This is a genomic window from Brevundimonas mediterranea (assembly GCF_011064825.1).
Lineage (GTDB): Bacteria > Pseudomonadota > Alphaproteobacteria > Caulobacterales > Caulobacteraceae > Brevundimonas > Brevundimonas mediterranea_A.
On the sequence record NZ_CP048751.1, the window covers coordinates 594860 to 616419 of the forward strand.

Below are 21560 nucleotides of genomic sequence, written 5' to 3' on the forward strand. Positions count from 1 at the left end.
CTTCGGCCCCGTCCCGCCTTGATCCGCGTCAAACCGTCAGGTCAGGATCACCCGGCCGTTGTCGAGGCGGAAGGCGACGCCGGTGCGCTGGAACAGGCGGGCGATGACGGCGGAAGGATTGGCGACGCCCTGGTCCAGCATGGTCGAGATGTCGTTGGCCAGGGTGGGGTCGCGCGACAGGCGGGTCAGGGCGCCCAGCCATTCGTCGCGGCTCAGCACCCCGTCGTCATTGTCGCGGCGCTGAAAATCGGCGACCACGTCGAAGAAGTCGCCGCCGCCCGCGCGTCGTTCCGCCGCTTCGATGACCAGGCCCCAGACGGCGCCGCAGGCGTAATAGGCGCGGTTGTCGCCCCGGTCGCCGGCCGAGGCCACGGGCTTGCCCGCCGCCAGGGTGATGCAGTCGTCCACCTCGCGCTGCAACTCGGCCCGGTCGTCATAGGCGGGGTCGATGGCCTTCAGCGCGCGCACCGCCATCAGGTCGGCCCCGCCCTCGGTGATCCAGGCCTCGCGGGCGTACTGGTATTTCAGCCCCTGAGAGCCCAGCCAGAAATGCGCCGCTTCGTGACCGATGAACCAGTGGGCGCGGGCGAGGGCCTGGGCGTCGGGGTCCAGCACCCCCTCCCCTTCGAAATTCATCGAGATCAGACCCGGCAGAACGCTGCCGCCCATGCTGGACAGGGATTTGGTCGGGCCGGTCCAGCTGACCATCAGGGTCGGCGCCTCGCCCTGAGCCCGACCCAGGCGCTGGGCGTAATAGGCCATGACGCGGGGTGTGAAACCGGCCAGTTCATCGCCCAGCCAGCGCGGCAGACCGGGATCGATGACGGTGGTGATCCCTTCGCCCCGGCGGGTCGTGGCGTCGCCGAACAGGACATAGGTCTGGGCGTCAACGGCCGTGACCTGGGGCGCGCGCTCGCCCTTGAACAGCACCGGGCCGGCGCGGTCACGCCAGGTCACGCTGGCCGGGCCGCCGGGCACATCGACGCCGTTCAGGTCGCGCGGCAGGGCGCGGGCGACGGCGGCGGACTCCAGCGGGATGACGTCGAACTGACCTGAGAACAGCGCCACCGTCCCGTCCGAGAACACCAGGGCCGGATCATACTCCGCCTCCAGATCGCCGGGGCGCGGCGTCATGGCGATGCGGACATTGCGCGGCACAGGGCCGCCGTCGGTCGAGCGCAGCACGTCGTAATCGCCGATCCGCTCCAGCACGACGCTCGGCGTCTCCACCCGCCACCAGGCCGGCCGCCACGGCTGGCGGCTCTCGCGCAACAGGGCCGAGCGGAAGAAGGCCCAGGCCGGGGCGTCACGATCCAGCACATACTCCGCCGTCCAGCGATCGCCGTTGCGTTCGACCGACACGTCGACGCGGCCGTCTCCGGCCATGCTCGGGTCTTGCGACGCGACGACGGCGGGCGAAGCGCAGGCCGCAACGGTCGAAAAGCCGACAAGGGCGGCGCATATGAGGGCCGTCTTCAGACGCATGAAGTTCTCCAACAGGTCAGGCCTGCGATAGCGAGGGCCGGCGACAGCGTCACCTTAAGCCTTCTTCATCCGCGAGCCGCGTCCAGAGCGCGCCCGGCCGCCGCCAGTTCCCCGGCCATGACGGCCTTAAGCCGCTCGGGCGCCAGGATCATGGCCTGTTCGCCCCAGGTGAACAGGTGCCAAGCCAGTTCGCGCATGCCCGAGGCGCGGAACCGGACGATGACGGCGCCGTCCGCCTGATCCTCGAACGACTGGGTCGGGTGCCAGCGCCAGCTCTTCGCCTCGGCCGCACCCTCAGGGGCGATACGCAGCACCACGTCCTCGATCTCGTCCTGATAGATGCCGAAGGACTGGCTGGCGAAGACGCCCAGGTCGAAGTCGGCGGGCGGAACCGCCACCCCGTCCTGCGGGGCGACATGGCTCATCCGGTCCAGGCGGAAGGTCTGGATGCGGCCCGTCTCCCGGTCGGCGGCGACCAGATAGTTGGCCCGGCCGAACATGACGCCGCAGGGGGCGACGGTCCGCCTGCGCGGCTCGGCGCCCGGTCGGGAATAGGTGAAGCCCAGCGGCTGCTGCGCCAGCACCGCCCCGCGAATGGCGGTCAGCATGGCCTCGTCCGCCGAAGGGCGCGGTCCGGCCTGGACGGCGATGGTCTCGGCCCGGACCAGGGCCTCCAGGTCCGGGGCCATCCGGTTCAGGGTGGTGGAGCGCATCGCCGCCTTCAGCTTGCGCTCCAGCGCCTCCAGCGCCGCCGCGCGGGCCGGTTCGCCGGCGGCGCGCAGGGCCGAGGCGGCCTTGGCCAGTTCCAGCATCTCGGTCGCGGTCGGCGCCTGTTCGAAGGCGGACAGGCCGCCGCGGATGCGCCAGCGTTTCGACGGCGGATCCGACACCTCCTCCACCTGGGGGAACAGCATGAGGACGGCGTCACGCATCCGTTCGGCGGTGCGGCGGCCGACGCGCATGTCGCGCGCCATCTCGTCGATGGTCAGGCCTTCGGCGCTGGCGGCCATGCGCCGCGCCAGGTCGATCACCATGGCCGCCTTGTCGTGTCTCACCGCCGCTCCTGAAATGATACGTCCGTTTCTGACGCAACAGTGCGCCATAACGCCATCATCGACAAGAGGCCGACCGCTTCAGGAGATCATCAAATGGCTCGCTTCCAACCGAACACCGCCGTCAACACCAACCGCTATCTGATCGTGCCGTGCGAGGCCGACGGCTCGTTGGACCTGGCCGTCATCTGGGATCGGCTGGAGGAACAGGTGGTGGACGTCATCTCCGCCGCCGCCATCGCCCGCTATTCGGACGAGGACGCCCTGTGGGACGAGGCGCGGTCGGACCCGGCGGAAACGCCCTGGCTGATGGCGGCCTGAATTCAGGCGGCCTTGGGCTTGGTCCAGCGGTCGATCAGGCGCTGGGCCGGGCGTTCGACCCGATTGTGCGCCACGACCGCGATCACGACGATGAAGCCGAACAGGCCCAGCGCGAACAGGTCGTTCAGCCAGACCGAGCCGAAATCGACGCGCCGTCCGCCCGGCATCCAGTCCAGCTTGCGCGCGATGATCAGCATCACGGTCAGGATGAACATGTGGACCATGTAGATGGAGAAGGACCAGCGCCCCAGGGTCACGAGCGCCGGATGGTCCAGCAGGCGCGACACCCGTCCCTCCTCGCCCGCGAACACCCAGACCAGGACGACGAAGACCAGGGTGACGGCGACCGTCACCGGCCCCTCGGCCCAGGCCACAAAGAGGCAGACGGCGACGACGGCCGCGATCTCCAGCCCCGTGGCCGCCAGGCCCTTCAGGCGCGGGATGTTCATCCATAGACCCTGCAACAGGCAGCCCAGGAAGAAGCCGTAGACCGCGCGCGGCACGGCGAAGTCATAGGTGGTGTTCATCCAGCGCCGGGCGTAGCTGACCACCAGAACGCCGCCTATGATCGCGAGCACAAGGCCGATCCAGCGAAACCGCTTGGGCGCCGCCAGCACCAGGCCGGCGAAGATCAGATAACAGGCCCATTCCGCGCTCAGCGTCCACGACGGGCCGTTCCAGGTCAGATGCGGATGGACGTGCCAGGCCTGGATCAGGGCCAGATTGGTGAAGATCGCCCACACCGACCGGTCTCCGGTAAACGGCGCCGCACTATCGAAATGAAAGGCCAGCCGCGCCAGCTCCAGGCCGACATAGGCCGCCAGCATCAGCACGTGCATCGGCCAGATCCGCCCGAACCGCCGGACCATGAACCGGCCGGCGTCCGCCGCCGTCTTCAACCGTGCGGCATAGGCATGAGCGATGACGAAGCCCGACAGGACGAAGAAATAATCGACGAACAGATAGGCGTGCTGGATGAAGTCCCAGCTCCGCCAGTGGCTGGCCACCGGCATGTGGAACATGACGACCAGGATGGCGCACACCCCGCGCAGGGAATCGAGCGCCTCGAAACGGCGATGGGCGACGGGAGCGGGTTTGGACAGGGCGTTCACGGACGCGTGATAGCGCCGGTCAAGCTCGGGCGATAGGGGTTTCGGTGGTGGGCGAGACGATGGGCGGCGCGCCCTTTAGCTTCATCTGCCTGCTTCCCCGGATGACGGAATATGAAGCTGCGCGCTCAACCCGTCATCCTGGGCCTCGTACCCAGGATGACGACAGTGGAGCCTCACAGCGCCTTCACGATCCCCTCGACCATCTTCTTGGCGTCGGCGAACAGCATCATGGTGTTGTCGCGGAAGAACAGCTCGTTCTCGACGCCCGCATAGCCCGAGCCCATGCCGCGCTTGATGAACAGCACGGTCCCGGCCTTTTCCACGTCCAGGATCGGCATGCCGTAGATCGGCGACTGGGGGTCGGTCTTGGCGGCGGGGTTGGTGACGTCGTTGGCGCCGATGACGAAGGCGACGTCGGCGGTGGCGAACTCGGCGTTGATGTCCTCCAGCTCGAACACCTCGTCATAGGGGACGTTGGCCTCGGCCAGCAGGACGTTCATGTGGCCGGGCATCCGGCCGGCGACGGGGTGGATGGCGTATTTCACCTCGACCCCCTCCTCCTTCAGCTTGTCGGCCATTTCGCGCAGCGCATGCTGGGCCTGGGCCACGGCCATGCCGTAGCCGGGCACGATGATGACCTTGGAGGCGTTCTTCATGATGAAGGCGGCGTCCTCGGCCGAGCCCTGTTTGACGGGCCGGGTCTCCTTGGCGCCGGCCGGACCGGCCGCGGCGTCCGCGCCGCCGAAGCCGCCCAGGATGACGCTGATGAAGCTGCGGTTCATGCCCTTGCACATGATGTAGCTCAGGATCGCGCCGGAACTGCCGACCAGGGCGCCGGTGATGATCAGGGCGATGTTCTCGAGCGTGAAGCCCAGGGCCGCCGCCGCCCAGCCGGAATAGGAATTCAGCATCGACACCACCACGGGCATGTCGGCGCCGCCAATGGGGACGATCAGGGTCGCGCCCAGCACCAGGGCGATCAGGAAGACGCCCCAGAAGGCCCAGGTCGCCGCGCCGCCGGTGCCGATCAGAATGCCGATCAGGAAGACCAGGCCCAGACCCAGGCCGACATTGATCAGGTGCCGCGCCGGCAGGATGATGGGCGCACCCGACATATTGCCGTTCAGCTTGGCGAAGGCGATGACCGAGCCGGTGAAGGTGATGGCCCCGATGGCGACGCCCAGCGACAGTTCGATGATCGACAGGGTCTTTATGCCCGTCCCGTCCTCGGACAGGATTCCGAAGGCCTCGGGCGCATAGACGGCGCCGATGGCGACCAGGCAGGCGGCCATGCCGACCAGACTGTGGAAGGCGGCGACCAACTGGGGCATGTCGGTCATGGCGACGCGCCGCGCGATCAGGGCGCCGGTCCCGCCGCCAACGATGACCCCGCCCGCGATCAGGGCCAGGGTGACGGCGTCCAGCGCCCCGGTGGTTCCCAGGGTCAGCAGGGTCACGCCGATGGCCAGGGCCATGCCGATCATGCCGAAGGTGTTGCCCTGGCGGCTGGTCTCGGGGCTGGACAGGCCGCGCAGCGACAGGATGAACAGGACGCCGGAAACCAGATAGGCCAGTGCGGCCAACGATGCGTTCATCACGCCCCTCCCCTCAAGACGTGCGCGCCAGCCGCCACAGGGCGGCGGCGATGAACAACGGGCCGATGAAGAACAGGGCCCATTCGAAAACCCCCAGCGGCCGCTCCTGGCTCACGACCCGGACCAGTATGGCCGAGAAGACCAGGGCGATGCCGCAGTCGTGCAGCCGCTGACGCTTCAGCGGCAGTTTCGTCCCGAACCAGCCGTACAGCCACAGGCCGAAGCCGACGCCGGTGGCGATCCATGAGCCGGTTATGGCGATCTGGGCGGGATCGATCATGCCGCGCCCTTGGGAGCCGGCCGCTCCTTCTTCTTGTACATGGCCAGCATCCGCCGGGTGACCATGAAGCCGCCGAAGATGTTGACGCTGGCCAGGGTCACGGCCGCCACGCCCGCGCCCTTGGCGATCCAGGCGCTGGGGCCGGTGACGTCGCCCGACACAGCCGCCGCCGCGATCAGGCCGCCGACGATGATGACGCTGGACACCGCATTGGTCACGGCCATCAGCGGCGTGTGCAGGGCCGGCGTCACGCTCCAGACCACGTAATAGCCGACGAAGATGGCCAGGACGAAGATGGCCAGGCGGAAGACGGTGGGATCGACATGTTCCATCAGCTTGCTCCCTTAAGCCCTTCATGCACCACGGCCCCGCCGTGCGTCACCACGGCCGCCTTCAGGATCTCGTCCTCCAGATCCACGGCCAGGACCCCGTCCTTGATCATCAGGCCCACGAAGGCCGTCAGGTTGCGGGCGTACAGGGCGCTGGCGTCGGCGGCGATGCGGCCGGGCAGGTTGGACCAGCCGACGATGGTGACGCCGTTCGGGGTGGTCACCACCTCGTTCAGCTTCGAGCCCTCGACATTGCCGCCCGCCTCGACCGCCAGATCGACGATGACCGAGCCCGGCTTCATCGAGGCCACATGGGCCGCCGTCAGCAGCACCGGCGCGGCGCGGCCGGGGATCAGGGCGGTGGTGATGACGATGTCCTGCTTGACCACATGGCTGGCGGTCAGTTCGGCCTGTTTGGCCTGATACTCGGACGACATGGGCTTGGCGTAGCCGCCGGCGGTCTGGGCGTTCTTGAACTCCTCGTCCTCGACGGCCAGGAATTTGGCGCCCAGGCTCTCGACCTGTTCCTTGGTGGCGGGACGGACGTCGGTGGCGGTGACGACGGCGCCCAGACGCCGCGCCGTGGCGATGGCCTGGAGGCCCGCCACGCCCACGCCCATGACGAAACATTTGGCGGCGGCGACCGTGCCGGCCGCCGTCATCATCATCGGGAAACCCTTGCCATAGGCGTAGGCCGCCTCGATCACCGCGCGATAGCCGGCCAGATTGGCCTGGGACGACAGCACGTCCATGACCTGGGCGCGGGTGATGCGGGGCACGAACTCCATGGCGAAGGCGGTGGCGTTGGCGCCGGTCAGGGCCTCGACCGTGGCCTTGTCGCGCCAGGCGTCCAGCATGGCGATGACGATTGCGCCGGGCTTGAGCGCGCTGGTCTCCTGGGCCGTCGGGCCGCGGACCTTCAGCACGATGTCGGCGCCGTCCAGCACCGCGCGGGTGTCGGGCTTCACCGCCGCGCCGGCGGCGGCGTAGTCGGCGTCGGGAATGGAGGAGCCCAGGCCGGTCCCGGCCTCGACCGTGACGGTCGCGCCCAGGGCGATCAGCTTCTTGACCGTCTCGGGCGTGACGGCGCAGCGCGTCTCGCCTTCGCGACGTTCACGGGTGGCGGCGATAGCGACGGCCAAGCGAATCCCCTTGTTCCTGTATGGGACGCGAGACTAGGCCGGTTCCGAAGACGCCGTCAAAGCGCGTCGTTATTGCATCGTTGCGGACGGGGGCTCAGTGGCCCGCGTCGGCCTTGGGCTTCAGGGCGAAGAAGCCGACGCCCCCCAGCACCACTGCGCCGACCAGGGCCGCCATCAGGTTGCCGCCCGGATGGAACCACAGGGTCAGGAACAGCAGCAGGCAGGCCACGGCCAACGAGCCCCATTTGGCCAGATCCATGAACAGCTTGAAAGTCGCCGCCTGTTCATTGATCTGCATCCCGCCCCGGACATAGGCGGTCGCGTCGGCGTCTGCCTCGGCGGTGGCGGGATTGTGAGCGTCGGCCATGAGAACTCCCTCGGTCTTGTCGTTGAGGCGACTATAGCGCGGGTTCAGCCGGGCGCCAGCCTCTCACCCCAGCGCTTCGAACTGATCCACCAGACGTTCCAGCCGCTTGCAGCCCACGCTCCAGAAGGCCGGATCGCGCGGATTGAGGCCGAAGGGCTTCAGCGCCTCGACATAGGTCTTAGCCCCGCCCCCGGCCAGCAGGTCGCGGTACAGGGGGGTGAAGCCCGTCGGATCGGCCCGCCGCGCCTCCATCAACGCCGCCACCAGCAGGTCGCCGAAGGCGTAGGCGTAGACGTAGAAGGGCGAGTGGACGAAGTGGCTGACATAGGCCCACCAGTGCTCATAGCCGGGATTCAGCGTCACCGCCGGCCCCAGGGAGGCGCCCATCTCGGTCAGCCACAGCTCGTTGATCCGCTGCTGCGAGACCTCGCCCTTCTGCCGCTCGTCGTGGAAGCGGGTCTCGAACCGGTGGAAGGCGATCTGGCGCACCACCGTGTTCAGCCCGTCCTCGATCCGCCCGGCCAGCAGGCCGCGCTGCTCGCGCTTGGGCGCCGTCGCCAGCAGGCGATCAAACGTCAGACCCTCGGCGAAGATGGAGGCGGTCTCGGCCAGGGTCAGGGGGGTGTCGGCCAACAGGGTGCCCTGGTCCGCCGCCAGGGTCTGGTGCACCCCGTGGCCCAGTTCGTGGGCCAGGGTCAGGACGTCGCGCCGCTCGCCCATCCAGTTCAGGAAGACATAGGGGTGGCGGTCGGCGGTGACCGGGTGGGCATAGGCGCCCGATTGCTTGCCCGGCCGGGCGCGGCCGTCGATCCACGGCTTGTCGAAGAAACCGGCGGCGCGCTCCGCGAACTCGGCCCCAAGGTCGGAGAAACTGTCCAGAACGATCTCGCGCCCCTGGCTCCAGGTGAAGGCGCGCGGGGCGGTGGTCTCGATCGGGGCGTTGCGGTCCCAGTGGTCCAGCCGCGCCTTGCCCATGGCCTTGGCCTTCAGCGCATAATAGCGGTGCGACAGCTGCGGATAGGCGGCGGCGACGGCCTCGGCCATGGCGTCCACCGCCTCGCCGTCGACCTCGTTGCCCAGGTGGCGGCTGTCGGCGGGGCGTTTGAAGCCGCGCCAGCGATCCTCCATCGCCTTGTCGGCGGCGACCGTGTTCAGCACCAGGGCCAGGGTCGGGGCGCGGGCGGCCAGGGCCTCCGACAAACCCTCGGCGGCGGCCTTGCGGCGCGCGGGCTTGGGATCGGACAACCGGTTCAGGGCCTCGGCCAGGGTCAGGCTTTCATTGCCGGCTTTGGCCCGCAGAGCCGCCAGCTGTTCGTCGAACAGGCGCGGCCACTGGGCCGTGATCGGGCCGCGTTCGGCGATGAAGGTCTCAAGCTCGCTGGACAGTTCGTGCGGCTTCATCGCCCGCACCCGCCGCAGCCACGGCCGCCAGCGCGATGCGCCTGCGTGGGCCTGAAGCGCGGCCTCCAGCGCGGCGTCGTCGATCTGGTTGATCTCCAGCGTCAGCCAGACGGTCGGGGTGGCTATGGCGGTGATCTTCTCGCGCACATCCGCCTCGAACCCCTGAGCGCCCGCATCGTCGCGCGCCGTCGAGGCCGCCAGGAAGGCGTAGGCGCCCAGGGCGCCCAGGACGTCCGAGGCCTGTTCATACAGGCTGATCGCCCGATCCAGCGCCGCGCCCAACGAAGCCGGATCGCCGCCCTGCCCCGCCAGCCGGCCTTGCAGGCCGTTCATCTCGTCCACCAGGGCGCGCGCCCGATCCAGGTCGGCGGCGATCCGGGCGTCGTCGCGCGAACCATAGAGGTCGGTCAGGTCCCACAGAGGGGCTTCCGCAGGGTCGGACTGGGAGAGGGCTTTAAAGGGGGCGTTCATGCCCGCCTTTGTGGGGGCGGCGCGGGCGCGATGCAACGGCCGCAAGCCGCCAGACGGCGAGAACCGAACGTCGCAAGGAAAGACCTCAATCTGGAGATTCACCATGACCTATCGCATCGAAGCCCTGCCCCTGGCGCCCTTCGTGCCCTATTTCGCCATGTCCGATAAAGACTTAGCCACGGTCGGCGCGCGCCGGTGGGTCGCCGACGCCCCCGGCCGCGCGCCCTGCCGGGTCAGTCTGCGCGACGCCGACGCCGGAGAGGCGCTGGTGCTGGTCAATCACGCCCATCTGACCGACCCGACCTCGCCCTATCGCGCCTCGGGACCGATCTTCGTGCGCGAGTCGGCGGTGGAACAGGCGCCGATCACCGGACCGGCGCCGGAGATGCTGACCAAACGACCACTGTCGCTGCGCCTCTATGACCGGCGCAACATGATGATTGAGGGGCTGGTGATCGACGGCGCCGATCTGGATGCACGGCTTGCCGAGGCGTTCGACCATCCGGCCCTGGACCAGGTCCACATCCATTTCGCCCCGCGCGGCTGTTATCTGGCGCGGGCGTGTCGGATCGAGGCGCCGCTTCCCTGAACACCCCCGATCCGGCTAGATGGCGCGCCCAGGTCGGGCTCCGAACCGGACAAAAGGGCGCGTCATGACCACCGAAGCGGCGAATATTCTCGGCACGGGCTGGGGCGGGACCACGCCGGACGGCGACCGCCGCCGGATCGCCATCGTGCGGCTGACGGTCGGCCTGGTGCAGGGCATCGTCCTGTACCTGCTGCTGCGCGCCACCGAGGGCGACAGCGCCAGCTGGTCGCAGCGCCATCCCGACCTGTTCGCCCCGGCCCTGCTGACCGCCCTGTTCCTGCCCGCCGTCCTGCTGTCCGGCGTCGGCAAGCTGAGGCTGTGGGTCTATGTGGTCTGGAGCCTGATCGCAGGTTTGGTGCTGGCCCTGCTGGCCTGGCACGACATCGCCCGTCAGGCCGACGGCGCCCGCGAGGCGACCTTCCCCCTGTTCGTCTTCGCGGCGGCGGCCCTGTTCATCGCCCATCATCTGGTCGTGCCGGCAGACCGCGAGCGCCGGCTGGCGGCCTCCTACCCGGCCTATTTCGACGCCGCCTGGATGGCGGGGGTGCAGGGGGTGCTGTCGGTCGGCTTCGCCGGCGCCTTCTGGCTGCTGCTTCTGCTCGGGGCCAGCCTGTTCAAGATCATCGGGCTGAGCTTTCTCAGCGACCTGCTGCAAGAAAGCTGGTTCTCCCTGCCGCTGACCGGCCTGGCCTTCGCCACGGCGGTGCATCTGACCGATGTGCGCGACGGTCTGATCCGGGGCGTGCGGACCGTGGCCCTGATGCTGTTGTCCTGGCTGCTGCTGGTCATCACGGTGCTGGTCGGCGGCTTCCTGCTGGCCCTGCCCTTCACCGGCCTGGACGGCCTGTGGGAGACGGGCAGCGCGACGGCCCTGGTGTTGTCGGCGGCGGCCGCCCTGATCGTGCTGATCAACACCGCCTACCAGGACGGCCGTCCCGACCATCGCCCCCCGGTGGTGCTGCGCTACGGCGTCCGGGTCGCCTCGGCCCTGATCGCGCCCCTGGTTGGCCTGGCCTTCTGGGGCCTGGCCCTGCGCATCGGCCAGCACGGGCTGACGCCGGATCGGATCATCGCCACGGCCTGCGCTGTGATCGGCGCGGTCTATGGCCTGGGCTATCTGTTCGCCGCCGTCCGCCCCGGCCCCTGGATGAAGCCGCTGGAGCCGACCAACATCCTCGCCGCCGTCCTGTCGGTCGCGACCATCCTGGCCCTGTTCAGCCCCCTGGCCGACCCGGCGCGACTGTCGGCGGCGGATCAGGTCGCGCGGCTGGAGCGCGGCGCCGTGACGGCCAAGGATTTCGACTACGAGTTCCTTCGCTTCGACAGCGGCAAGGCGGGGCTTGCGGCGCTGGATCGGCTGATGCGGTCGCCGGATGCGAAGACGGCCGAACTGGCCCGCGTGGCCAGAGCCCAAGAGGTACGATCAGGCTATTCGGTTGAGGAACAGGCGGAACGGGTGAAGAGCATCCGCATTCAGCCCGTCCCCGGCCAGATCACGCCGCCCAGCTTTACCGCCCAGGAGACGCTGCAGGACACCCTGATGTACGTTTGCGGCGGCGACAAACCCTGCCGGCTTCGTACGCTCGATCTGGACGGCGACGGCCGTGCGGAGGTTTTGCTGGCGACGTCCGGCGCCATCTTGACCTTCGCTCAAGACGCCGAGGATCAGTGGGTACAAAGCGCGCAATATACCGCCGTGTGCACGCGCAGACCGGCGGATGATCTGACCAAGCCTTTTGCCGAGGCCATGACCGTCGCCCCCTCCAGCCTGCCCGACCTCGTCATCGGCGGTCAGAGATTGCAGGCTCAACCGCAGATCAGCTGCCCGCCGCCGACGCCCCGTTAACCCCCCGGTCACCACGCCCTCTCACCCGATTTTCACCTCGTCCCCCTAGAAATCGTCCCGAAACGGGCCAGTCCGCACCACGGGCGGCCTATCGGTGATGACAAGGGGCTCCCATGGCCAAGACCGTTCTGGTGGTCGACGACGATCCGACCCAGCGCCGCCTGCTGCAGGCCGTGCTCGAACGCGACGGCTACGCCGTGGTCCATGCGGCCGGGGGCGGCGAAGCCATTGACCGCATGCTCCGGGGCGGCGGCGCAGACATGCTGTTGCTGGACATGGTGATGCCCGAGATGTCGGGCCTGGAATGCCTGGCCGAGCTGCGCAGCGCGGGCGTGACCACCCCGGTCATCGTGCTGACGGCCAACGGCGGCATCGACACCGTGGTCAAGGCCATGCAGGCCGGCGCCCAGGACTTCTTCGTCAAGCCAGTCGGACCCGAACGTCTGCTGGTCGGGGTGCGCAACGCCCTGAAGATGACCCAGTTGACCGCCGAGGTCGGCCGGCTGACCAAACGGGCGCAAGGGCGCGCCAGTTTCGACGATATCATCGGCGACAGCGCCCCCATGCGAATGGTCAAGGCTCTTGGAACGCGGGCCGCCAAGTCGTCCATTCCGGTGCTGATCACCGGCGAAAGCGGCGTCGGCAAGGAGGTCATCGCCCGCGCCCTGCACGGCGCCAGCGACCGGGCCGGCAAGCCCTTCGTCGCCGTCAACTGCGGCGCCCTGCCGGCCAATCTGGCGGAATCCATCCTGTTCGGTCACGAGAAGGGCGCCTTCACCGGGGCGGTCGACAAGACCCTGGGCAAGTTCCGCGAGGCCGACGGCGGCACCCTGTTCCTGGACGAGATCGGCGAACTGCCGCTGGACCTTCAGGTCAAGCTGCTGCGCGCCCTGCAGGAGAGCGAGATCGATCCCGTCGGCGGCAAGCGGCCGGTCAAGATCGACGTCCGCATCGTCTCGGCCACCAATCGCGACCCGGCCCAACAGGTCAAGGACGGCGCCTTCCGCGAGGATCTGTTCTACCGCCTCAACGTCTTCCCGATCGAGGCCCCGTCCCTGCGCGACCGCCGCGAGGACATCCCGGCCCTGGTCGATCACTTCATCGCCCGGTTCAACGCCGAGGAAGGCAAGCGGATCGTCGCCTGCGCGCCCGAGACCCAGGCGATGCTCCAGGCCTTCGACTGGCCCGGCAATGTGCGCCAGCTCGAGAACGCGGTGTTCCGCGCCATCGTCCTGGCCGACTCGCCCTTCCTTCAGCCCTATGATTTCCCGTCCATCTCGGGCGTGGTGGCGCCGATGCCGGAGGCGACGACGACTCCGGCCCAGACCGCCCCTTCCTACGCCGACCTGCCGCCCCTGCCGGAACAGCCGATCCGCATCCTGGACGACCGCGGCCATCTGCGGACGCTGGAAGACATCGAACGCGACCTGATCCAGCACGCCATCGAGGTCTACGCCGGCCACATGAGCGAAATCGCCCGCCGCCTCGGCATCGGCCGCTCCACCCTGTACCGCAAGGTCCGCGAACAGGGGCTGGAAGGGCAGCTGAAGGAGGCGGGGTGAACGCCTCCCTCTCCCAGCGGGAGAAAGATAGCCATCTCTCTCTGGTATAATTGTCTGTAATGTAAGACAATTTTCCTAGTGGAAAATGCCGTGTAGAGTTCGTGTAGATAATTCTTCACGCTCGCAACAAACGATGGCTGGAGTCGGTGGCGGCGTCCAATGATTTGGGCTGCTTGTCAGTATCAGCAGTTGGGCTCCGCGAGGCGTCAGGCGAAGTCGCCGCAGCCCCTCCTGCGCCCAAGGCGCGGAAGCCCCGCCAGCCAAAGGCCTAACGCGTACGGCGGAAGTCCGCGCCAACCGTAACCATCCCGCCCGCCTAGAACAGCGACAACTGCCTGTTCGCCTGATCGAAAGCCCTCCATTCCGGGGAACGCGATGCTTGATCGAGCCATGCTTCAACGAAAGCTAACACGCTGTCGTAACCCTCCATCGCCGCTTTCGGCGTGAAGTGCGACCTGTAACCTGTCTCGGTGATCGGCAATGGCGCCCGCTCGGGTGACACGCTCACCACTTCCAGATGGGCCATATGAGTTCGGTCGTCATAGACCAGATAGTCGGCGTTCCATCGGATTTCGATCTCAATGCCGTTCCAGCGTGTGCGTGTGATTGAATAGTCCTTCTTCATATCCGCCTCTGGGGTTTGGGTTCGTACTGAACCCTTGCCCGTCGGCGAGACTGGGGGAGCAAACGGAGCGGGAGGCTTCGCGGGGCACCGGCTGCAACGAGCAGAGCGAGTGAAACTGGGCGGAAGACTCTCCGAAGTGCGCCAGGGGCAAGGCCCCAAGCTCTTCGCGATAGGGATTGCAACCCGCATGGGCTGAGATCACCCGCGCAGCCGGAAGCTCAGGGCGAAGCCTAAAGCCCGCCGCGCCTCGGCGCGGATCGCCCTGCTGCTGGGTCTCGCTTTTGCAGTCGCGTGAGTTCCAGGGTCTCTTCACGCTCAGAAATTCTGACCGCCAGCGCGAGCCGCACTAGCGCGGCGACCAGCGCCGCCTTCACGGCTTCCGGGGCTATTCCCAGACGCAATCCGATCTCGTCGTAGGTTAGTCTTCCGAAACGATGGAGAACGAACACGTCGCGCAGCCTGGTCGGCAGCCGCAGGATCGCGCCCTTGAGGACATCCGCAGAACTTCGTGCGCGTCCGCGCCTTGGCCGAGGCTTCGATGCCGTCATCCGCTTTTCCTCCGATCGAAGCCGTGATGGTCTCTTCCGTTTGCGGTCTACGCGCCGCACTGGGTCTCCGCCGACAGCGTGATGAGATCTTGCCGCGATCTCGCAATCATGGCGTGGGCTTCCGGGTGGTCCTCAGGCCAAATCAGATGCTCCAGGACAGCGAGCCTTGCGATGATCGCTTCGAAGCTTACGGATGCGGAATCCGGAATAGCCTTCAACAGACGCTCACGCCTCTCGAACAACGTGTCCAGGATCCCGTCGATGTCCCGAAGCTCCTTGGACCAGGGCAATGCTTGCTGCTCGGTGGGGCTAAGATTGCACCAGGAATGCTCCCGGATCAGCCAACCCTCCAGTTTCGCCCAGCGGTTCTGGAGCCGCCCTATCTGGGCGTCGATAGCCAGCCAGTTCTTGCAGTGTCTGGTCGCCTCAGTGGAAGCAATCAACGCGGCGGGCGCCAGATTGGCTGAGGCGGAGGCGGCGGCGGTACCGGTGGCAGGGTTGGCCAGTCCAAACGCCGCGACCGATGTTCCCGCGATGAGCCCGCGCCTGGAAATCTCAGGCAGGCGCGCGTCCTCTACGCCCGTCTTTCGACGTGAGTACATGACTCTACCTTTCTCTGTGTGTTAGTCTTTTAGTACCAAGACACTCCGTTGAGAGCAATCTAAAAATACCATGATCGGCACTAAAAGTGACACAACATGCTGACGCCCGCGCAAATCCGCGCGGCGCGCTCTCTTTTGGGATGGAATGGAGTTGAACTGGCTAAAGCGGCTGGTGTCTCGCTTCAAACAATCCGCCGGATGGAAAGCGAACTGGGCCCGGGTCGCAGTTCGGCCGCCAATGTCGAAGGCGTGCGGCGTGCTCTGGAGACCGCAGGCGTCATCTTCCTTGAAGCAGATGACGCGAGCGAAGTCGGCCCAGGGGTGCGACTGAAAATGGTGAGCGAGAGATAGTCCCGGCTTGTCTGGATCGAAATCGGATCAGCCGTGACCGACGAAGCAGTCATTGGCGCGAGAAGCTAGCGGAACGGCGCGAATAGTAATCCAAGGTGACGTTGGGGACATCTGTCGCGGGATTTAGCCCTCACCGAGCCGTTGCCACGAGCGAACGTTCTAAAAAGGCGCTCGGGGTGACGGGCTCAGGCGGTGACTCACCACGCTAAGTTTTCTTCGGCGCTGAAGCAGCGGCGGCGGATTTACTTTTCGGCGACTCAGCGGGCTGAGATCTGGGATCGGTGAGCGGCGTGCTCCGCTGCACCATTGGGATAGGCCGAGTCGAGACCAAGATTGCTGGGCCTCGATATTCACATTTCCGGTTTTAACCACCGGGATGAAATCAATTGTCCCAAAGTCTCTCATTCCAGCAGCGCAGTATCTGCGGATGTCCACGGACCACCAGCGGTACTCATTGGAAAACCAAGGAGCGACGGTGGCGGCGTATGCCGAGGCGAACGGATACCAAATCGTAGCCTCATACGAAGATGCGGGGAAAAGTGGCCTTACGGTGAAGGGGCGCGATGGTTTGAAAAGGCTCCTGTCGGACATCCTCACCGGCTCACCGCCTTACAAAACGGTCCTCATCAGGGACGTAAGCCGTTTGGGACGGTTTCAGAACCCCGACGAGGGCGCCCACTATGAATTCTTGTGCGACCAAGCAGGCGTACACATTCACTACTGCGCGGAAGCGTTCACCAACGATGGATCGACCGTTGCGAACATCGTCAAGCATCTCAAGCGAGTGATGGCTGGCGAGTACAGCAGGGAACTGTCGGAGCGTCTGAAGACAGCCATCCGTAGAACGGTTGTTGCAGGGGGCGTGAAGGGCGGACCAGCAGCTTATGGAGTCCGTCACCAGGCGTTTGACGATGGCGGAAATGCGCTTGAAGTGCTGACAGGCGGACGCCGGAAGCAGCGATCTACCGATGTTGTTAAGATGGTTCATGGCCCTGCCGAAGAGGTCGCTACGATCCGGGAGGTCTTTAGACTGTTCACTCACAAGAGCATGCGACGTTCGCAGATTGCCGCGAAGCTGAATCAGCAAGGCATAAAGCCCCCGAGAGGCGTTCTGTGGACCGGGATGCAGGTAGACGTCGTTCTTCGCAATGAAGTTGCTCTCGGGCTCTCCGTGTTCAATCAATCACGGGGTCAGGTAGGCGGACCGCGCACACTAGTGCCCCATGCCGAGTGGGGTCGCATCAAGGTGATGAAGCCCCTCGTTAGCGAAAGCCTTTTCAGGAAGGCATCTGACCGGCTGGCCGCAACGAGGAGGCGGAAATACACGAATGAGGAATTGCTTGAGGGCCTTCGACGGCTTTCGCAGGAGAAGGGGGTGTTGTCGGCGGCGCTTATCGAAGGTTGCTGCTATCTCCCAACCTTCAACGTGTTCCGCAATCGCTTCGGCTCGATCCATGAGGCCTACAGGCTCATTGGATATAGCTACACTGACAAGCAGCTTCGTTCGATGCAATCGAAGCGAACGAACGACGCGGACGTGATAGCCGCCCTGACCGCGCTCAGAGAGCGGCACGGCCACCTGACCGCAAAGATCATCGCGGCAGACCGAAGCGTCCCAGCAATGGCTTCTTTGGTGGCACGGTTTGGCTCAACCACACGAGCATATGAGCTTGCTGGCTTTGTCGGGAGTCCGCATTTGCTGGCTTGGGATCGCAAACGCGTTCGACGATCCAATGCGGCAGCTAGGGCCGATCGCTAATCTAGCGCCCGGTCCGCTGCCGAATCCTGCGGCGGTGCCACCATCACCGTACACCGCTGCGTCTTCCCGCTCTCGACCGCCGCCGTCCGGCACGCGTCGAGGGCGTCCCGGTTCTCGTCGGCCAGCCGGGCATCCGCGACCACCCGATCCCAGCCAGCCGGATTCGCCGCCCGCATTAACGCCCCGCCCGCCGTCCACCGATCCTCCCGCATCACCAGAGCCGCCACCCGCGTGTTCAGCCCGAACGGCAAGACGCCGGCGAGGATCGGCGACAGCAACAGCCCGACCGCGAAGGCCACGCCCCCGATCCAGCCCAGCAACCGGACCTGCCGATCCTTCGCCCACGCCTGACCGATCAGGCCCGACAGCCGCGCCCGCTCGCGCTCCGCCTCCTGCGCCGCCCGATCAAGCCGCTGCGCCGCCTCGCGCACCAGCGCCGAACCCGCCCGCGCGATGCCCTGACCCTGCTGCTCCGGCGTCAGGGTCAGCGCGGGAGAGGCCAGCACGGTCTCCAACGATTGCCCGATCTCGTCCAACCCCTTGCCGAGAATGGCGAGGTCCTGGCTGTAGTCAGGCGGCCGGTTTTCGCGCATCGACGCCGGGAGGCCCTCGATCGCGCGGCGCAGCACCGAGACCTCGGCCCGCAAATCCTCGAACGCCTGGGCGGGGTCGCCCGCCTGATCCTCCGCCATCCTCGCCTCCTGTTCCGTTACAACGCCGGACCCCGATCGCGGTCCCGTCCAATCTCCAGGGCGGCCTGCCGCACGCTCGGCGCGGACATCACCCTACCTAGCGTAGAGCCATGACCTACACCCAACTCTCGTGCCCGCGACCGCACCAGCGATTCCAGCTCTGGATCGCGCTTCAAGGTGCCCGCCATCGCCGTCATTCGGCCCTCCAGCCGTTGGCGCGCCGGCCTGTGTCGCCACCCGTCCAGCCTATCGTGCTGCGCTTCCAACCGCTTCCAGTCCTTGACCAGGCGGTCGGCCTTCAAGGTCGGGTCTGCCCGCACCCGATCTTCATGGCGGATGGCACCGGCCAGTTCCACGCCACGCTCCTTCCCGCGCAGATCCCGCATCGCGCGCCAAGTGGCCGGTTCGTGACGCAGCGCCTCATGCAGGTCACGCGTCGCCCCCGGCCGCATACGATCCAGAGCCGCCCCGGCGTCGCGCAGTTCGCGTGTCTGATGGGCGAGCACTGGCAGCTTCTGGCTGCGCATCCGCTCCGCGTCATCCATCGCCCGCGCATACCGCTCCACGGAGAGCTCCAGCGTCTGCCCGAGAACGGGAGCCGTTCGCCCCGGCCCGGAAGACGACAGGCCTTCCACGCGGTCGAGCGACGGGGCCGTCGCACGTTTGTTCAGGGTCAACCCATCGAACATCCCCCGTTTGCGGGGCTCGGCGTCGTGACCCGTGGCGGGGGGCCGCGCATCAAGGCCCCGTCGCGCGGCATAGTCCAGCGTCGTCTCTTTAAGCCCGGCCCGAGACAGCCGCGCCGACAAGGCCTCGACGTCCCGGAACGTCTCGCGCCCGGCGTAGAGGGTCACGGTCTCCCGGTGGCGGGTCATAGCCACATAGGTCAGGTGCCTGTCCATCGTGGCGGACGCCAGCACATGAGTCCGGTCCACCGTCGCCCCTTGCGCCTTGTGGATGGTGGTGGCGTAGCCGTGATCGACGGCGGCGTAGTCCGCCATCGATACCGACACGGCCCGGCCGTGACCGGGGCCCTTGGCGGTGTCCAGCCGTACCTCCAACCGACCGGCCTCGGCCCGTTCCACCGTCCCAAGCATACCGTTCTTCAGCCCGAGGTCGCGATCGTTCTCCCGGAAGAGCAGGCGGTCCCCGGCGGCAAAGGCTCGGTGGCCCTCGGTTGTCCGGTAGACCTGCTCGCCGCGTAGCTCGCCCCGGTCCTGCCGTGCGGCCCGGATGGCGTCGTTCAACTTCGCCACGTCCACGCGGCGATGAGCCAGCACCAGACGTGACCCGTCCGGCCGCGCGTCCATGTCGGCGATCACGTTGCGGACGATCGCGTTGCGGGCCGCGTCGGTATCGGCCCCCAACCGGACCGCGCCGTGTTCGGCATAGGCCGTCAGACCTTCCGCCGTCCGGTGGCGGGCGAAGTCCACGGAGGCCTCCCGCTGCCAGCCCTCGCGCTGGCGCCGGATCTCGCCCAACTCGACGAAGCCGACGCGTTCGGCCACAGCGCGGAAGGCCGCGCCCGGACCGATCGGCTGCAGCTGTTCGGGGTCGCCCACCAGCACCACCTTGGCGCCGGAACGATTGGCCTGCGCCAAGACGCGCGAGAGCTGGCGACTTCCCACCATCCCCGCCTCGTCGATCACCAGCACACTGCGCGGATCCAGCAGGTGCCGACCCCGCTCCCAGCTCCGTTCCCAGCTCGCCAGCGTCCTTGACGCGATACCCGAGGACTCCTCAAGACCCTCGGCCGCCTTGCCCGCCAGCGCCGCGCCCATCACCCGATAGCCTTCGGCCTCCCACGCTTGGCGGGCGGCCCCGAGCATGGTGCTCTTGCCGGCCCCCGCCATGCCGACCACGGCCCCGATCCGTTCGGGACCAATGATGTGGCGGACCGCCTGGCTCTGCTCCCCGGCCAGGAACGGCCGTTCGGTGAGCGCGCGCTCTGTATGTTGGCGGTCGACCCCGAAGGTCCGGCTCTCCGCCATCCGGTCGGCGCTGTCGGCCATCGCCTTCTCGACGGCGATCATCTCTTGCGTGGAATAACGCGCCGGCTCCAGGGTGCGCCCGAATTCGTCCCTCTGCTCGGGGCGGAGTTCGACCAGCGCGGGCGAGGCCATCGCCCTAGCGAAGGCCCGCTGGAAGGCGTCGGGATCATCGACGTAGCGATGGATGACCTTGGCCACATCGGTGCGGTCGAACACGCTCTTCTCGTTCGTGACGAGCGTCAGCGCCTGTTCGGGCTTTTCGCGGATCAGTGTGGCGTTCCGCTGCGCCTGTTCGGCATCCTGGCGGGCCCGGACCACAGGCTTGCCGCGCCGGTCCATCTGGGTGGCGTGCACGCCCATATGCTGGGTCGGCTCGATCTCCAGCCCGCAGGCCTGGTGCGAGCGATGATCGATGCGCAGGTCGTGACCAGCCAGGGCCAGATGCCGGTTGGCCCGATCCTCCCAATCCAGACGAAGGTCACGAAGCTGATCGTGCGACGTCGGCAGGCCGAGCGCGATCAGCCGCTTGTTCTCCAGCTCTATCTCGGACTTCTCGCCCAACCCCTCGCGTTCGACCTTGCGGGTGGTCAGCAGGATATGGGCGTGGTGGTTGCGCACGTCGGTGTCGCCGTGCGGACTGTGGATCGCAAAATCCACCGCCACGCCGTAGCGATCGGCCAAGCCGTGAGCAAACTCCCGCGTCAGGGCCAGGCGCTGCTCGGGCGTCAGCTCGTGCGGCAGCGCGACCTCGACCTCGCGGGCCACACGGGCATCCTTGCGCGCCTCGGCGAACTCCGCCGCATTCCACAGGGCCGATCTGTCCTGCGCCCACTCCGCATCCGCGCCTTCGGGCAGCACGATCTCGGTGTGCTCTACGCCGCGACGCGCGGTGAAGTCATGGGTCTGGCCGTCGCGTTCGTTGGTGAGCTTTTGCGAGGCGCGATAGGCGGCGGCAGCGACGGCGCTACGCCCGCTCGAGCGGCTGATCGGCTTCATCGCCAGATGATAGATCGCCATGACGACCTCCAGGGAGCCGCCACGGTGGCGGCCAGACTGGCGGGCCGAGATCACGCAAAGCCAGGACACAACCTGGGTCCGTCGATCTCAAAATACCAAGCCCTGAGTTGCGCAGCAACTCGTAAGTGCGCCCTTCGCTAATCTTCACTTCGCTCAATAGGCTCGGTGAGGCGCGCTTGTAAGCAAGCGGGTCAGCAAATGGGAGAGGCGGATCAGGAATGTAGTATCGGCCGCTGGCGCGAATCGAGTCCGCATCGTCGTGATAGCATGACGGGGCTTGCGGTCCGTCGCAACGTCATCGTGAACGCAAGGGCATTGCTGGGACGTTGCTGGCAGCGTTGCCGGGTGCGGCGCTGAAGACAGATGACGCCTCTGCGATCTCGCGCTACCTTGGGTTCTGAAAGAGGAGTGGCGACACGGAGG

20 protein-coding genes are annotated in these 21560 nt (G+C 67.1%); 6 read left to right on the plus strand and 14 right to left on the minus strand.

The features are described from left to right. Positions 1-36 precede the first annotated feature (36 nt). Together GYM46_RS02990 and GYM46_RS02995 are read right to left on the minus strand one after the other, a co-directional pair. Complete coding sequence (locus tag GYM46_RS02990) at positions 37-1485, minus strand: hypothetical protein (protein WP_040349300.1); 1449 nt, start codon at positions 1483-1485, stop codon at positions 37-39. Positions 1486-1550: 65 nt separating this feature from the next. Further along, positions 1551-2540: a helix-turn-helix transcriptional regulator gene (locus GYM46_RS02995; protein ID WP_008263974.1), complete on the minus strand. Its 990-nt coding sequence runs from the start codon at positions 2538-2540 to the stop codon at positions 1551-1553. Between the two features lie 93 nt (positions 2541-2633). Here GYM46_RS02995 and GYM46_RS03000 point away from each other — a divergent pair, with 93 nt between their 5' ends. After that, positions 2634-2858 (plus strand): hypothetical protein, encoded by a 225-nt coding sequence (locus GYM46_RS03000; RefSeq protein WP_040349298.1) that lies wholly within the window; start codon positions 2634-2636, stop codon positions 2856-2858. Positions 2859-2860: 2 nt separating this feature from the next. Here the strand turns inward: GYM46_RS03000 and GYM46_RS03005 are convergent, their stop codons facing one another. The 7 genes from GYM46_RS03005 to GYM46_RS03035 form a co-directional block, all read right to left on the minus strand. Then, positions 2861-3970 (minus strand): acyltransferase family protein, encoded by a 1110-nt coding sequence (locus tag GYM46_RS03005; protein ID WP_008262840.1) that lies wholly within the window; start codon positions 3968-3970, stop codon positions 2861-2863. A 173-nt stretch (positions 3971-4143) separates the two neighbouring features. After that, positions 4144-5565: an NAD(P)(+) transhydrogenase (Re/Si-specific) subunit beta gene (locus GYM46_RS03010; RefSeq protein WP_035307114.1), complete on the minus strand. Its 1422-nt coding sequence runs from the start codon at positions 5563-5565 to the stop codon at positions 4144-4146. A gap of 13 nt (positions 5566-5578) precedes the next feature. Further along, complete coding sequence (locus GYM46_RS03015; RefSeq protein ID WP_035307111.1) at positions 5579-5845, minus strand: hypothetical protein; 267 nt, start codon at positions 5843-5845, stop codon at positions 5579-5581. Continuing rightward, positions 5842-6177 carry an NAD(P) transhydrogenase subunit alpha gene (locus GYM46_RS03020; RefSeq protein ID WP_008261129.1) on the minus strand — a complete coding sequence of 112 codons (336 nt, stop codon included), beginning with the start codon at positions 6175-6177 and terminating at the stop codon, positions 5842-5844. Before GYM46_RS03020 ends, GYM46_RS03015 begins: the two co-directional genes overlap by 4 nt. Next, entirely contained in the window at positions 6177-7316 is a 1140-nt protein-coding gene (locus tag GYM46_RS03025) for a Re/Si-specific NAD(P)(+) transhydrogenase subunit alpha (protein ID WP_008261772.1), read from the minus strand. Before GYM46_RS03025 ends, GYM46_RS03020 begins: the two co-directional genes overlap by 1 nt. 94 nt (positions 7317-7410) lie before the next feature. After that, on the minus strand, positions 7411-7683 hold the full coding sequence (locus GYM46_RS03030; RefSeq protein ID WP_008264067.1) for an aa3-type cytochrome c oxidase subunit IV: 273 nt from the start codon (positions 7681-7683) through the stop codon (positions 7411-7413). Between the two features lie 63 nt (positions 7684-7746). After that, positions 7747-9555, minus strand: coding sequence for a M3 family oligoendopeptidase (locus tag GYM46_RS03035; RefSeq protein WP_040349293.1), 1809 nt, complete (start codon positions 9553-9555; stop codon positions 7747-7749). Between the two features lie 103 nt (positions 9556-9658). On the opposite strand from GYM46_RS03035, the gene GYM46_RS03040 reads away from it, so the two are divergent. The 3 genes from GYM46_RS03040 to GYM46_RS03050 all read left to right on the plus strand — a co-directional run bounded on the left by GYM46_RS03040 (position 9659) and on the right by GYM46_RS03050 (position 13552). Then, positions 9659-10144, plus strand: a complete 486-nt coding sequence (locus GYM46_RS03040; RefSeq protein ID WP_040349289.1) for a DUF1203 domain-containing protein — start codon at positions 9659-9661, stop codon at positions 10142-10144. 64 nt (positions 10145-10208) lie between these two features. Continuing rightward, entirely contained in the window at positions 10209-11990 is a 1782-nt protein-coding gene (locus GYM46_RS03045; protein ID WP_008260888.1) for a DUF4153 domain-containing protein, read from the plus strand. Positions 11991-12103: 113 nt separating this feature from the next. After that, a complete protein-coding gene (locus tag GYM46_RS03050; RefSeq protein ID WP_008259872.1) occupies positions 12104-13552 on the plus strand; it encodes a sigma-54-dependent transcriptional regulator in 1449 nt (482 codons plus the stop codon). 316 nt (positions 13553-13868) lie between these two features. Here GYM46_RS03050 and GYM46_RS03055 read toward each other — a convergent pair whose 3' ends face one another. The 3 genes from GYM46_RS03055 to GYM46_RS03065 all read right to left on the minus strand — a co-directional run bounded on the left by GYM46_RS03055 (position 13869) and on the right by GYM46_RS03065 (position 15327). Then, positions 13869-14177 (minus strand): hypothetical protein, encoded by a 309-nt coding sequence (locus tag GYM46_RS03055; protein WP_164952587.1) that lies wholly within the window; start codon positions 14175-14177, stop codon positions 13869-13871. 230 nt (positions 14178-14407) lie between these two features. Beyond that, positions 14408-14725, minus strand: coding sequence for a sigma factor-like helix-turn-helix DNA-binding protein (locus GYM46_RS03060; protein WP_164952588.1), 318 nt, complete (start codon positions 14723-14725; stop codon positions 14408-14410). Positions 14726-14772: 47 nt separating this feature from the next. Then, the gene (locus GYM46_RS03065; RefSeq protein WP_164952589.1) at positions 14773-15327 is read right to left on the minus strand and encodes a helicase; all 555 of its coding nucleotides are present in this window, start codon (positions 15325-15327) and stop codon (positions 14773-14775) included. A 96-nt stretch (positions 15328-15423) separates the two neighbouring features. Here GYM46_RS03065 and GYM46_RS03070 point away from each other — a divergent pair, with 96 nt between their 5' ends. Together GYM46_RS03070 and GYM46_RS03075 are read left to right on the plus strand one after the other, a co-directional pair. Next, complete coding sequence (locus GYM46_RS03070) at positions 15424-15678, plus strand: helix-turn-helix domain-containing protein (RefSeq protein ID WP_164952590.1); 255 nt, start codon at positions 15424-15426, stop codon at positions 15676-15678. A 376-nt stretch (positions 15679-16054) separates the two neighbouring features. Then, positions 16055-17437: a recombinase family protein gene (locus GYM46_RS03075; RefSeq protein ID WP_280114356.1), complete on the plus strand. Its 1383-nt coding sequence runs from the start codon at positions 16055-16057 to the stop codon at positions 17435-17437. Here GYM46_RS03075 and GYM46_RS03080 read toward each other — a convergent pair. Together GYM46_RS03080 and traA are read right to left on the minus strand one after the other, a co-directional pair. Next, a complete protein-coding gene (locus GYM46_RS03080; RefSeq protein ID WP_164952592.1) occupies positions 17434-18129 on the minus strand; it encodes a DUF6118 family protein in 696 nt (231 codons plus the stop codon). The two genes, GYM46_RS03075 and GYM46_RS03080, sit on opposite strands and share 4 nt — an antisense overlap. A 17-nt stretch (positions 18130-18146) precedes the next feature. After that, positions 18147-21137 carry a Ti-type conjugative transfer relaxase TraA gene (gene traA, locus GYM46_RS03085; protein WP_164952593.1) on the minus strand — a complete coding sequence of 997 codons (2991 nt, stop codon included), beginning with the start codon at positions 21135-21137 and terminating at the stop codon, positions 18147-18149. Between the last annotated feature and the right edge of the window lie 423 nt (positions 21138-21560).

Coding starts and splice junctions, on each gene's coding strand:
- GYM46_RS02990 (WP_040349300.1), bottom strand. CDS start 1,485: ATGCGTCTGAAGACGGCCCTCATATGCGCCGCCCTTGTCGGCTTTTCG.
- GYM46_RS03000 (WP_040349298.1), top strand. CDS start 2,634: ATGGCTCGCTTCCAACCGAACACCGCCGTCAACACCAACCGCTATCTG.
- GYM46_RS03010 (WP_035307114.1), bottom strand. CDS start 5,565: ATGAACGCATCGTTGGCCGCACTGGCCTATCTGGTTTCCGGCGTCCTG.
- GYM46_RS03015 (WP_035307111.1), bottom strand. CDS start 5,845: ATGATCGATCCCGCCCAGATCGCCATAACCGGCTCATGGATCGCCACC.
- GYM46_RS03020 (WP_008261129.1), bottom strand. CDS start 6,177: ATGGAACATGTCGATCCCACCGTCTTCCGCCTGGCCATCTTCGTCCTG.
- GYM46_RS03030 (WP_008264067.1), bottom strand. CDS start 7,683: ATGGCCGACGCTCACAATCCCGCCACCGCCGAGGCAGACGCCGACGCG.
- GYM46_RS03035 (WP_040349293.1), bottom strand. CDS start 9,555: ATGAACGCCCCCTTTAAAGCCCTCTCCCAGTCCGACCCTGCGGAAGCC.
- GYM46_RS03040 (WP_040349289.1), top strand. CDS start 9,659: ATGACCTATCGCATCGAAGCCCTGCCCCTGGCGCCCTTCGTGCCCTAT.
- GYM46_RS03045 (WP_008260888.1), top strand. CDS start 10,209: ATGACCACCGAAGCGGCGAATATTCTCGGCACGGGCTGGGGCGGGACC.
- GYM46_RS03050 (WP_008259872.1), top strand. CDS start 12,104: ATGGCCAAGACCGTTCTGGTGGTCGACGACGATCCGACCCAGCGCCGC.
- GYM46_RS03055 (WP_164952587.1), bottom strand. CDS start 14,177: ATGAAGAAGGACTATTCAATCACACGCACACGCTGGAACGGCATTGAG.
- GYM46_RS03060 (WP_164952588.1), bottom strand. CDS start 14,725: ATGACGGCATCGAAGCCTCGGCCAAGGCGCGGACGCGCACGAAGTTCT.
- GYM46_RS03065 (WP_164952589.1), bottom strand. CDS start 15,327: ATGTACTCACGTCGAAAGACGGGCGTAGAGGACGCGCGCCTGCCTGAG.
- GYM46_RS03070 (WP_164952590.1), top strand. CDS start 15,424: ATGCTGACGCCCGCGCAAATCCGCGCGGCGCGCTCTCTTTTGGGATGG.
- GYM46_RS03075 (WP_280114356.1), top strand. CDS start 16,055: ATGAAATCAATTGTCCCAAAGTCTCTCATTCCAGCAGCGCAGTATCTG.
- GYM46_RS03080 (WP_164952592.1), bottom strand. CDS start 18,129: ATGGCGGAGGATCAGGCGGGCGACCCCGCCCAGGCGTTCGAGGATTTG.
- traA (WP_164952593.1), bottom strand. CDS start 21,137: ATGGCGATCTATCATCTGGCGATGAAGCCGATCAGCCGCTCGAGCGGG.